This is a genomic window from Streptomyces inhibens, assembly GCF_003389455.1.
Classification (GTDB): domain Bacteria; phylum Actinomycetota; class Actinomycetes; order Streptomycetales; family Streptomycetaceae; genus Streptomyces; species Streptomyces inhibens.
This window is the reverse complement of the sequence record NZ_QUAC01000131.1, coordinates 16,031-27,222: the sequence shown is the minus strand read 5'-3', so window position 1 is coordinate 27,222 and position 11,192 is coordinate 16,031. Positions and strand designations below refer to the sequence as shown.

11 protein-coding genes are annotated in these 11,192 nt (G+C 71.0%); 6 read left to right on the top strand and 5 right to left on the bottom strand.

The genetic code is table 11. The features are described from left to right. The 3 genes from DY245_RS17010 to DY245_RS17000 form a co-directional block, all read left to right on the top strand. Positions 1-564 (top strand): DUF4232 domain-containing protein (locus DY245_RS17010; RefSeq protein WP_128508103.1); only part of this gene is annotated, 564 nt, incomplete at its 5' end. A gap of 262 nt (positions 565-826) precedes the next feature. Then, positions 827-967 (top strand): hypothetical protein, encoded by a 141-nt coding sequence (locus DY245_RS44450; RefSeq protein WP_181923727.1) that lies wholly within the window; start codon positions 827-829, stop codon positions 965-967. A gap of 592 nt (positions 968-1,559) precedes the next feature. After that, positions 1,560-2,222, top strand: a complete 663-nt coding sequence (locus DY245_RS17000) for a hypothetical protein (RefSeq protein WP_128508102.1) — start codon at positions 1,560-1,562, stop codon at positions 2,220-2,222. A 56-nt stretch (positions 2,223-2,278) separates the two neighbouring features. Here the strand turns inward: DY245_RS17000 and DY245_RS16995 are convergent, their stop codons facing one another. After that, positions 2,279-4,087: an NHL domain-containing thioredoxin family protein gene (locus DY245_RS16995; protein WP_128508101.1), complete on the bottom strand. Its 1,809-nt coding sequence runs from the start codon at positions 4,085-4,087 to the stop codon at positions 2,279-2,281. A gap of 64 nt (positions 4,088-4,151) precedes the next feature. Here DY245_RS16995 and DY245_RS16990 point away from each other — a divergent pair, with 64 nt between their 5' ends. Both DY245_RS16990 and DY245_RS16985 read left to right on the top strand, forming a co-directional pair. After that, the gene (locus tag DY245_RS16990) at positions 4,152-4,682 is read left to right on the top strand and encodes an LURP-one-related/scramblase family protein (RefSeq protein ID WP_128508100.1); all 531 of its coding nucleotides are present in this window, start codon (positions 4,152-4,154) and stop codon (positions 4,680-4,682) included. Between the two features lie 176 nt (positions 4,683-4,858). Then, a complete protein-coding gene (locus DY245_RS16985) occupies positions 4,859-5,683 on the top strand; it encodes a maleylpyruvate isomerase family mycothiol-dependent enzyme (protein WP_128508099.1) in 825 nt (274 codons plus the stop codon). Between the two features lie 300 nt (positions 5,684-5,983). On the opposite strand, the gene DY245_RS16980 is transcribed toward DY245_RS16985, so the two are convergent. The 3 genes from DY245_RS16980 to DY245_RS16970 form a co-directional block, all read right to left on the bottom strand. Then, a complete protein-coding gene (locus DY245_RS16980) occupies positions 5,984-7,237 on the bottom strand; it encodes an MFS transporter (RefSeq protein WP_128508105.1) in 1,254 nt (417 codons plus the stop codon). Positions 7,238-7,335: 98 nt separating this feature from the next. Beyond that, positions 7,336-8,019, bottom strand: a complete 684-nt coding sequence (locus tag DY245_RS16975; protein WP_128508098.1) for a GntR family transcriptional regulator — start codon at positions 8,017-8,019, stop codon at positions 7,336-7,338. Between the two features lie 171 nt (positions 8,020-8,190). Continuing rightward, entirely contained in the window at positions 8,191-9,129 is a 939-nt protein-coding gene (locus tag DY245_RS16970; RefSeq protein WP_128508097.1) for a GNAT family N-acetyltransferase, read from the bottom strand. 208 nt (positions 9,130-9,337) lie between these two features. Here DY245_RS16970 and DY245_RS44445 point away from each other — a divergent pair, with 208 nt between their 5' ends. Continuing rightward, positions 9,338-9,514 (top strand): hypothetical protein, encoded by a 177-nt coding sequence (locus DY245_RS44445; RefSeq protein WP_181923726.1) that lies wholly within the window; start codon positions 9,338-9,340, stop codon positions 9,512-9,514. 150 nt (positions 9,515-9,664) lie between these two features. Here the strand turns inward: DY245_RS44445 and DY245_RS16965 are convergent, their stop codons facing one another. Then, on the bottom strand, positions 9,665-11,179 hold the full coding sequence (locus DY245_RS16965) for a dihydrolipoamide acetyltransferase family protein (protein ID WP_128508096.1): 1,515 nt from the start codon (positions 11,177-11,179) through the stop codon (positions 9,665-9,667). Positions 11,180-11,192 lie beyond the last annotated feature (13 nt).

The window sequence follows — 11,192 nt, the reverse complement described above, 5'->3', positions numbered from 1 at the left end:
GGCGGTGCCGGGCAGGGCGGTGCGCGGACCGACGGCGGCCGGGCGGAGCAGGTGTCCGCGGGGCGCGGTGGCCACGGCACGGGGGCGGGCGCCGGGGCGCACGGTGCGGGGAACAGCGGCGACGGCGCCGGGATCCGGCACACGGCCTGCGACGCCGCGAAGATCCGTATCGTGGCACAGCCGCTGAAGGAGCCGGTCAACCATCTGCTGCTGGTGGCCACCAACACCTCCGGTGCCCGCTGCGACCTCTACTTCTCCCCGAATCTGCGGTTCGACGAGGCGCAGTCCCCGCTCGCTGAGCTGCCGGACAGCAAGCCGCAGGCCGTGGTCACCCTCTCCCCCGGCGAGTCCGGTTACGCCGGTGTGCTGACCTCGTCGGCCGACGGTTCCGGCAGCAACGGCCGCAAGATGACGGCGCTGTCCGTCAGCCTTCAGGGCCGCGACAGCAAGGGCAGCATCGGCGGCTCGGCGAACGTGGCGATCCCCGGAGGCTCGGTGTACGTCGACGACAGCGCGTGGGTGACGTACTGGCAGTCGGACGCGAGCGACGCGACTGCTTGGTGAGCCACCGCCGGTGTCCGGCCGCCCGATAACCCGTCACGCGGTCCACACCGAACGCAGATCCCCCTGAACCAGGGCGCCCGCACCCCCAAGCGGGCGCCCTTCCTCATGCCCGCTGTCCCGTCATGTCTCACGCAGCGGCCCGGCCTGTCCCAGGACTTTTACGTCTTCGCAGGTCACAGCCGCGCATACGGCCGGGACGCCCCGTGGGACGAGGAACCTCCGGCCGGCCCCCATGCCCCGCTCCACACTGGTCCCCGTCGCCGTGACCGGACCATCCGGCGACCCGCCACGTCGCCGGGCGTACACCACCTACGAGCAGCGCGGCGGCCATGGCACCGACCACCGGACGCTGACCTACGGCCTGCCCGGCGGCGACGCCGAGTTCAAGCCCTACGTCCGGTGAAGTTCGGGGACTGACTCCGGTCCGGGGCGTGATGCGCGTCGGAAGACATCACGCTGTTTCACGTGAAACGTCACCGCCCCACTCCCCAACGAACTCTCCGGTCCGGTACGGGACTTCGTTGCCGCCCTGCGCCGCATGCACGGCGAACTCGACTGCAGCCTCAAGGAGTTGGAGGGCCGGCTGCCCGCCGGCCGCTCTTCGGCGAGGACCGGCTGCGGCTGGTGCCGGCCGCAGTCGGGACCGTCGCCGTGCTCCCCGCCGCAGCGCTGGCCGTGCCTGCGCTCACCGGATCGGACGGTTCGCCGGACGGGCGCAGGGCTCGCAGGCCGCGGCGCATCGGCCACCGCCCGGAACAGCTGGAGAACACGCCTTTGCCCGGCTGTCCGGACTGCCCCCGCCGCCTGCCGTGGACCGGCCTTGACGCCGGCGGTCACCGATCTTGAGCTACTCCGACCCGTCTGACCTGCGACGACACCACACCGGCGCGGCGCGCGGCGATCCCGCCCTGGCGCATCGAACGCCAGTGGATATCGTGGCCGTGCCATGACAGACACACCTCGCTGACCGCAGCGACCCACTGGGGGACCCACCCATGACTGCACGCCGCTCCCGCCGCCGCTCCGCCGCGTACGCCGCGATGGCCCTCGGACTCGCTGGCTCGCTCGCGCTGACCGGCTGCAACAGCCACTCCTCGAAGAAGTCGAAGAAGTCGTCCTCCTCGTCCTCCAAGAGCAAGAAGCGCAAGATCATCGGTGGCGGTGCGGCCGCGGCGGGTGCGGGAGCGGGAGCAGGGGCGGCGTCGCGCAGCACGACCTACTGCACCACCGGCACCCAGGGCGACTACAAGTTCATCACGCGGACCGACCCGAGCCACGTGATCCTCAAGTTCCACAACAGCAAGAGCCGGTCCTGCTACCTCTACAACTCGCCGATGCTGTACTTCGGCACCGCCAAGCAGCCGCTGGGCTACTACGAGGGCGCGCCGTCGTTCGGGAAGACCCAGCGGATCGAGGTTCCGGCGCGCGGGGACGCCTATGCGAGCATCCCGACCACGACCGCCGCGGACAAGGGCACCAAGCAGAGCGTGGTGAAGATCGGCTTCATGAACGCCTCGGAGCCCACCCAGCGCGGCCTGTCGGCCAACATCCACCTCTCGCAGTACGCCGGCCTGCCGTCCGTCGGCAAGACCGCCAAGGTCAGCGACTGGTACCTGTCCGACAAGCTGGCCGAGATCAAGACCAACACCGGCAGGTGACCGGCACCGGCCACTGACCGTCGCGGGGGGGCCGACCCGGCCCCCCCCGCTGCCGGCTACTCGGCGTCCAGCCCCGCCAGCACAAGACCCAGCCGGCCCACCCCGCCCTCGACGACCTCGACCGGGACGCCCCAGTCCTGCTGGTGCACATGGCAGGCGGGGTATTCGATGTCCGGGTCGTCGTCACAGGACGCGGCCATCGCCGAGACATGCAACACGCCCTCGGTCACGCCGTCCGCAAGCACCAGATCCCGTGCGAGGTCGGTGCCCGCGCCCGCGCCCTCGGCGAGCAGCTCCGGCGGCGTCGCGCTGACCAGCAGCCGCGTCGAGGGGCCGTAGCGGGTGTCGAGCTTCTGGCCCGCCGGTGCCTGGAAGACCACATCCAGCCGCAGTGCGCCCGGGGCGACCTCGGTGGCCGCGCGCTGGGTGCGATGCGCCACCGACTCGACGCGGATCGCCTCCTCGGGCAGCCGCAGCCGGGTCAGCCGGTGCCGGGCCGACTCCACCACCACGATGTCGTCGTCGACGAGCACCGCGGCGGACGGCTCGCGCAGATCCGTCGCCAGCGTCGTGACCTCGTCGCTCGCGGGGTCGTAGCGGCGCAGCGCGTGGTTGTAGGTGTCCGCGATGGCGACCGAGCCGTCGGGCAGCGCGGTCACGCCCAGCGGGTGCTGAAGCAGCGCCTGATCGGCCGCGCCGTCGCGGTGCCCGAAGTCGAAGAGGCCGGTGCCGACGGCCGTACGGACGACATAGCCGTCGCCCTCTTCGGCGCGCTCCACCCAGCGGACCGCGCTGGTCTCCGAGTCCGCGACCCACAGCCGGCCGTCGGCCGCCGCGAGCCCGGACGGCTGGGCGAACCAGGCCTCGGCGGCCGGGCCGTCCACCAGGCCCTCGTTGGTCGTGCCGGCCGCGACCTCGACCGTGCCGGTGGCCGGGTCGTACGTCCACAACTGGTGCACACCGGCCATCGCGATCCACAGCCGGTCCTGCCACCAGGCGATGTCCCACGGCGAGGAGAGGTCGATCTCGCGGGCCGGTCCCGAGGTCGGTGAGCCCTGCCACCACTGCTTGCCGGTGCCGGCCACCGTCTCCAGCGCGCCGGTCCCGGGGTCGAAGATGCGGATGGCGTGGTTGACGGTGTCCGCGACGGCCACCCGGTTGTCGGGCAGCAGCGCCAGGCCCTGCGGCTCGTTGAAGGAGTCCGGGGTGAACCCGCGCTCGCCGGTGCCGATCCGGCGCAGCACCTGCTCGCCGTCCACCGCCAGCTCCACCAGCTGGTGCCGGGTGGTGTCCGAGACGAGGAAGCTGCCTCCCGGCAGCCGCACGGCCTTGCCGGGGAAGCGCAGATCGGTGGCGACCGGCTCCGGCGGCACATACGGGCCGTCGCCGCGCCGCAGCGTGCCCTTCGCCGCGTGCTCGGCCTCCAGCTCCTCGACGAGCTTGGCGATGGCGTGCGCATGGCCCTCGCCGGCGTGCTGGGCGACGACATACCCCTCGGGGTCGATCACCACCAGCGTCGGCCAGGCACGTACCGCGTACTGCTTCCATGTGGCGAGCTCGGGGTCGTCGAGGACCGGGTGCTCGACGCCGTACCGCTCGACGGCGTCCACCACCGCCTGGTGCTCGGCCTCGTGAACGAACTTCGGGGAGTGCACACCGATGATCACGACGGTGTCGCGGTGCCGCTCCTCCAGCTCCCGCAGCTCATCCAGGACATGCAGACAGTTCACACAGCAGAAGGTCCAGAAATCCAGGACGACAATGCGTCCTCGCAGTTCGGAGAGGGTCAGATCCTTGTTGCCGGTGTTCAGCCAGCCGCCCTTGCCGATCAGCTCGGGGGCCCGGACGCGCGCACGTGAAGCCATGTGGACATTCAACGTCACTCCGGTGCGTGCGCATTCCGCAGGGGCCCCGGGGAACACGTCAGCCATGCAGCAATCTCCCGGGGGCCACTCCCCGCACTCCCGTAAGTACCTCGTACGCGACCGGATCTTCGGCATCGGAGACGACTACTGGATCGAGGACGAGCACGGACGGCACGCCTTCCTCGTGGACGGGAAGGCGCTGCGGCTGCGGGAGACCTTCGAGCTGAAGGATCCCGAACGGCGGGTGCTGATCACCATCCGCAAGAAGATGCTCAGCCTGCGCGACACGATGACCATCGAGCGGGACGACAAGCCGCTGGCCACCATCAAGCGCAAGCGGCTCTCGCTGCTGCGCAACCACTACCGCGTCGAGCTGGTGGACGGCACCCAGCTGGACGTCAGCGGCAAGATTCTGGACCGGGAGTTCGCGATCGAGTACGACGGCGAGCTGCTCGCCGAGATCTCCCGGCGCTGGCTGACCGTGCGTGACACGTATGCGGTCAATGTCGTACGGGGCGACGCGGATCCGCCGCTGCTGATCGCCATCGCGGTGTGTGTGATCCGGCTGGCGGAGCGGGAGCACGGGGAGGACTGAGGCGCGGGGCGTGCTCGGCGTCTGGCGCAGACCTCCACGGACCGTACGCCGCGGCCCTCTACGGCGTTGGCACATCGGCCTACGATGGTCACCCGAAAGCACTGCCGGGGTGCCCGTGCGCAGCGTAACTTAACTGCACAGACAGCAGCCCGCGTACGAACCGTCCGAGGGGTCCCGTGACCGTCCATCCCAGCCTTCAGTCCTCCATCGATGCCTGGACTCACTCCATAGAAGCGATAACCGAGCTGGTGACTCCGCTCGTCGAAGGCGAGTGGAGCAGGGCGACGGACCTCCCAGGATGGTCCGTGCGCGACGTGGTCTCCCATGTCATCGGCCTGGAATGCGAAATGCTGGGTGACCCGCGGCCGATCCACACACTGCCGCGCGATCTCTACCACGTACGCAGCGAGTCGGCCCGCCGCATGGAGGTGCAGGTCGACGTCCGTCGGCACCACACCGCGCCGGAGATGCTCAGCGAGCTCGAATACACCGTCATCCGCCGCTCCCGGCAGCTGCGCAATGAAACGCGCCAGCCGGACGCCGTGGTGCGCAGCCCGCTCGGCGAGGACCGTTCGCTGGAATTCGTCCTGCAGCAGCGGGCGTTCGACGTCTGGGCGCATGAGCAGGACCTGCGCCGCGCGCTCGGCAAGCCCGGCAATCTCGATTCCCCCGGCGCGCAGGTGATGCGCGATGTGCTGGTGAAGGTGCTGCCCGGCGTCGTCGCCAAGAGGGCCCAGGCGCCGAACGATTCGGCAGTGGTCTTCGACGTCAGCGGACCGCTGGAGTTCCTGCGCACGGTCCGCATCGACTCCCAGGGCAATGCCACGATCGACGGCAGCGTCTCGCTCGGCCCGACCGTGACACTCGCCCTGGACTGGGACACCTTCCACCAGCTGGCCTGCGGCCGGGTCCGCCCGGCGGCCGTCGCCGAGCACATCAAGATCGACGGCGACCGTGAGCTGGCCCAGGCGATCCTGGACAACTTCGCGGTCACGCCGTAGCGGAGGCGCGGAACGGGGGCGCTCCGGCGGGACCCGGTGGTACGGCTTCGGTGCTCCGGCCTGAACCGGTGCTCCTGACGGGGCGTCCTTCCCGTCGGCCGGACGGCGACGAGGAGTTGGCCGGGGAGTTGGCGCGGGAGTTGGCCGGGAGCCGTTTCACGTGAAACAGGCCCGCCCGTTTCACGTGAAACACGCACACTCTCCGAGTCCTGGACCGGCGCACTACGCCCTCAGCCGCGTCGGCCTGCCGGCGCTGCGCGGCGGGCCGCCGCCCCGGGCGACACCGCTTCCGACAGCCCCTTACGCCGGGACGTGGACCGCCTCGACCCGGCTGACGACCAGCCGTTCACGCTCGCGCCGTGCCGCGCGGCGGCGCAGCCGCAGGATCTGCGAGACACCGACCGCCTCCAGGACGAAGATCGAGGCGAAGGCGATCCGGTAGTTGTCGCCGGTCGCGTCCAGCAGGACGCCGACGGCGAGCAGGGTCGTCATCGATGCGGTGAAGCCGCCCATGTTGACGATGCCGGAGGCGGTGCCCTGGCGCTCGGGCGGGTTGGCGGGCCGGGCGAAGTCGAAGCCGATCATCGAGCCGGGGCCGCAGGCGCCCAGCACCGCACACAGCGCGATCAGCAGTCCCATGGGCGCATGATCGGCCGGCCAGGACAGGACGAGCGCCCACATCAGGGCGGTGGCGGCGACGGTGCCCAGTGCCAGCGGCGTACGGGCCGCATGGTGGCGGGCGATGATCTGGCCGTAGACCAGCCCCACCGCCATGTTGGAGAGCACCACGAGGGTGAGCAGTTCACCGGCGGTGCCACGGGACAGGCCCTGCGCCTGGACGAGGAACGGCAGGCCCCACAGCAGCAGGAACACCATCGCGGGGAACTGGGTGGTGAAGTGCACCCACATGCCCATCCGGGTGCCGGGCTCGCGCCAGGCGTCCGCGATCTGCCGGCGCACGAACCCGGCGCCGGTGTGCTCGGCGGACGCGGGCGGCGGCTCGAAGCCCTTGGGGTGGTCCTGGAGGAAGAGCAGCAGCAGGGCCAGGACAACGATGCCGCCGACCGCGCTGGAGGCAAAGGTCGGGGTCCAGCCGAAGGTGTGCAGGAACCGGGCGAGGACGAGCGTGGAGATCAGATTGCCCGCCATACCGACCAGCGCGGCGATCTGAGCGATCATCGGGCCCCGGCGGGCCGGGAACCAGCGGGAGCCCAGCCGCAGCACGCTGATGAAGGTCATCGCATCACCACAGCCGAGCAGCGCGCGCGAGCCGAGCGCCATGGCGTACGACGAGGAGAGCGCAAAGCCGAACTGGCCGACGGTGTAGAGCACCACGCCGAGGGTCAGTACCTTCTTGGCGCCGAGCCGGTCGACCATCAGGCCGACGGGGATCTGCATCCCCGCGTACACCAGCAGCTGGAGGATGGAGAAGGTCGACAGCGCAGAGGCGTTGATGTGGAAGCGCTCGGCGGCGTCCAGGCCGGCCACGCCGAGGCTCGTACGGTAGGTGATCGCGACGAAGTAGACCGCGACGCCGATGCCCCAGACAGCCATGGCCTTACGGCCGCCGGGCGGGTCCGAGGGCAGCAGACGGGCGGAACCGCCGCCTATGCCGGAGCTGCTGGAGCCGTCCGGTCCGCCGGTACCACCGCTCATCGCACGTCCCCCTGCGCGAGGTTTCGGACCCAGCTGACGTGCCGGTGCACGGCGTCGGTCGCGGCCTCGGGGTCGCCGGCCCGCAGCGCCTCAAGGATCTCCGCGTGCTCGGTGATGTTCTTGGCGATCCGGTCCGGGTGGGCGTGCATCACCGCGACGCCCATCCGCAGCTGACGGTCGCGCAGCTGCTCGTAGAGCCGGTCCAGGATCTGGTTGCCGGCGCTGCGCACGATGGCGGCGTGGAAGGCGCGGTCGGTGACGGAGACGGCAGCCAGATCTCCGGACGCGGCCTGCTCCTGCATCGTTTCCAGCAGCTCGGTCAGCTCGCTGATCAGCGACCCGCTCGCGGGCACCGCCTTGGCCGCGGCGTGCTTCTCCACCAGCAGCCGGGTCTCGACGACATCGGCGATCTCCTGCGCGGAGACCGGCAGCACCATGGCGCCCTTCTTCGGGTAGAGCTTGATCAGCCCCTCGACCTCCAGCCGCAGCAGCGCCTCACGTACCGGCGTCCGAGACACCCCCACGGCGTCGGCCAGCTCGCCCTCGGTGAGCAGCATCCCGCCCTCGTAACGGCGCTGCAGGACGGCTTCCTTGATGTGCGCATAGACCCGCTCGGCGGCGGGCGGCTGCTTGGCGGCGGGCTCTCTGGAAGGGGCGGTGGGCGTCGACGCGGAGGGCATGTGCACAGGATAGATACAACAGGTATGCGTGCGGCACCTCATTCCGCGATGCGGACAACGAGGGGGAGTGTTTGTCCTGGTAGGGGCGTTATGAGGGCCCTCCGGCGGCAGCCAAAGCGGGGCGGACGGGCGGCAGGTCCGAGCCCCCGCCCGTCCGCCCCGCTTTGGCCGTCAGCCCGGCATCCGGCCCTGCGCGACCAACCGGTCCACGACCTGGGAGTGCGCGGGTGCGCAGCGCTCGCGTGCCTCCCGGCGGTCGAACCAGGCGTACTCGGCGATCTCCCGGCCCGGGGCCGGTGCGATGTCCTGGGGCCCGCCGGTGAAGCAGGTCATCTGGAGTCGACGGCCGTTCTTGCCGTGGGCGACGTCATGGATGACGAACGCCTCCAGCAGCTCGTCGGCGGGGACCACCAGGCCGAGTTCTTCGGAGAGCTCACGCGACAGCGCCTCGCGCGCGGTCTCTCCGGGCTCGTATTTGCCGCCGGGGAGGTAGAACGTGTCGTTCCCGCGGGTCCGTACGCTCAGCAGCCGCCCCTCGCGCAGATGCAGCCAGCTCACCGACTTCAGCGGCGCCGCGCGCTCCAGGGCGATCAGCGGATGGCCGGTCTCCTCGTCCACCCGCCGCCCCCGCTCCGTAAAGCCGAGGTGCGCATAGAAGCGGCGGGCGCGGGCATTGCCCTCGAAGACCTCCAGGGTCAGCGCACCGTGCAGCGCCGCCGCATGCTCCAGCAACTCCCGCCCGATGCCGTCCCCTTGGGCCTCCGGCGCCACGAACAGCCCGCCTACCTCGACCCCGTCGACCTCGGCCCCGTCGACCTCGGCCCCGTCGGCCTCGGCCGCAGCCCCGACCCCGGTCCCGCCGGGACCGTTCGCGTGCCCGCTACCGTCCTTGGCGCCCAGCAGTCCGAGCAGCCCGATGACGATGCCATCGCGCTCGGCGACCCAGTTCTCCGCCTGGACGAGATACACCTCGCGAAGGACCCGGGCCCGTTCGCCCGCGCCCTCCCCCTCGATGAACGGATGCGCCTGCCGCGCCGCCCGGGACCACAGGTCGGTGACAACGTCCTGGTCGGACGCCCGATAACGTCGGATGATCATGTCGCTGCTCATTTCGCCGACCGTAAACAGCACGGGCGACGGCGGCAAACCCTTTCCGGTGCGGGGCCCGGCATCTGTCGAATGGGGGACCACAGGCTGATGTCAGGTCAGCCTCAAGTCTGACGAGAGTCCGTACCTGACGCGTACGGATCGGCCCGAATTCCATGGGTGAATGGAGACCTGGAGCCGGGGAGGCTCAGACACTCAAGGGGAGTTGACCATGCAGCCCAGGACGAACGCCGGCCGCCGCACGCGGAACACCGTCGTACTGGCACTGATCGTCGCCGGACTGTGGGCGGGCGTCGCGCTCACCCGCGGCGCCGCGCACGCCGACGAGTCCGCCCCGACCGGGCCGGTGGCGCACTTCAGCCGCGCAGTGGAGCTCATCCGGGGCTGACCGGGCCACCGGTCCGATACGAAGCCGGCTGCCGGCCGTCCGCAGCCGCTCACCGTTTTCCGCACCACGCCGTCCAAGGGCCGGGGCGGGCCAGTGCGACCGTTTCACGTGAAACGACGCACCGGCCCGCCCCGGCCCTGCATTCCCGGCTCAGCCCCAGGTGATCAACCGCTTGGGCCGCTCCAGCACCGCCGCGATATCCGCGAGCAGCTTGGAGCCCAGTTCGCCGTCGATCAGCCGGTGGTCGAAGGACAGCGCGAGGGTGGTGACCTGGCGCGCTGTCACCTTGCCCTTGTGGACCCACGGCTGGAGCTTGACCGCACCGAAGGCGAGGATCGCCGACTCCCCCGGGTTGAGGATCGGCGTACCGGTGTCGACGCCGAAGACGCCGACGTTGGTGATGGTGACCGTGCCACCGGCCATCGCCGCCGGGGAGGTCTTGCCCTCGCGGGCGGTGGCCACCAGGTCGCCCAGTTCCGCGGCGAGTTGGGGGAGCGTCTTGACGCCGGCGTCCTTGATGTTCGGGACGATCAGCCCACGCGGAGTGGCCGCCGCGATCCCCAGGTTGATGTAGTCCTTGTAGACGATCTCCTGATGCGCCTCGTCCCAGGACGCGTTGACCTCCGGGTGCCGCTTGATGGCAACCAGGAAAGCCTTGGCGACGAGCAGCAGCGGATTGACCCGCAGCCCCGCCATGTCCGGGTCCTGCTTGAGCTCCTGGACGAGCTTCATCGTGCGGGTCACATCGACGGTGATGAACTCCGTGACATGCGGCGCGGTGAAGGCGCTGGCGACCATCGCCTGTGCGGTGGCCTTGCGTACGCCCTTGACCGGCACCCGCCGCTCGCGGGCAGCGGCGTCGACGATGCCGGGCTCGGCCGGGGCGACCGCCGTGGCGACGGCCATCGGCTCGGGAGCCTCGGCCAGGGACGGCGCCGCTGCCGGGGCAGCGGCCGCATGCACATCCTCGCGGGTGATGATGCCGCCCGGCCCGGTCGGGGTGATCGTCGCAAGGTCGATTCCGAGGTCCTTGGCGAGCTTGCGCACCGGCGGCTTGGCCAGCGGCCGGCCGGCCGACCCGGCACCCGCGGCGCTCGTGGCCGGAACCACCGGAGCAGCCGGAACCACCGGAGCAGCGGGTGCCGCAGGAGCGGCCACCGGGGCGGTCATCGGCGCGGGTGCGGCCCGCCCGTTCAGCTCGGCCTGGATCGGGGCGCTCGCGGGCTGGGCCGGCACGCCCGGCTGCGGCTTGCGCGCCCGGCGCTTGGTCGAGGACGGCGCGGCGCCGTAGCCGACCAGCACCGCCTGCCGGCCCTGCGGCTCGGCGTCCTCGTCCTCGGTCGCGGCGGCGGCCTGTTCCGTGCCGTTCGCCGTCGGCGCCTCGGCGGGCCCGGCTCCGGGGTCGGTGTCCACGGAGATGATGACGGTGCCGACATCGACGGTGACGCCCTCGCCGAAGTTCAGCTCATGCACCACCCCGTCGTACGGAATGGGCAGTTCAACGGCGGCCTTGGCGGTCTCGACCTCGCAGACGACCTGGCCGTCGGTGACGGTGTCGCCCGGCTGGACGTACCACTTGAGGATCTCGGCCTCGGTCAGCCCCTCGCCCACGTCGGGCATCTTGAACTCGCGGAAGCGCTGGGCCTTGGCGGTACTTGCAGTCATGGTCACGAACTCT

Excerpts from the sequence above, each read along its gene's own strand:
- DY245_RS17000 (WP_128508102.1), top strand. The coding sequence starts at position 1,560 with ATGACTGCACGCCGCTCCCGCCGCCGCTCCGCCGCGTACGCCGCGATG.
- DY245_RS16995 (WP_128508101.1), bottom strand. The coding sequence starts at position 4,087 with ATGGCTTCACGTGCGCGCGTCCGGGCCCCCGAGCTGATCGGCAAGGGC.
- DY245_RS16990 (WP_128508100.1), top strand. The coding sequence starts at position 4,152 with ATGCAGCAATCTCCCGGGGGCCACTCCCCGCACTCCCGTAAGTACCTC.
- DY245_RS16980 (WP_128508105.1), bottom strand. The coding sequence starts at position 7,237 with ATGGCTGTCTGGGGCATCGGCGTCGCGGTCTACTTCGTCGCGATCACC.
- DY245_RS16975 (WP_128508098.1), bottom strand. The coding sequence starts at position 8,019 with ATGCCCTCCGCGTCGACGCCCACCGCCCCTTCCAGAGAGCCCGCCGCC.
- DY245_RS16970 (WP_128508097.1), bottom strand. The coding sequence starts at position 9,129 with ATGAGCAGCGACATGATCATCCGACGTTATCGGGCGTCCGACCAGGAC.
- DY245_RS44445 (WP_181923726.1), top strand. The coding sequence starts at position 9,338 with ATGCAGCCCAGGACGAACGCCGGCCGCCGCACGCGGAACACCGTCGTA.
- DY245_RS16965 (WP_128508096.1), bottom strand. The coding sequence starts at position 11,179 with ATGACTGCAAGTACCGCCAAGGCCCAGCGCTTCCGCGAGTTCAAGATG.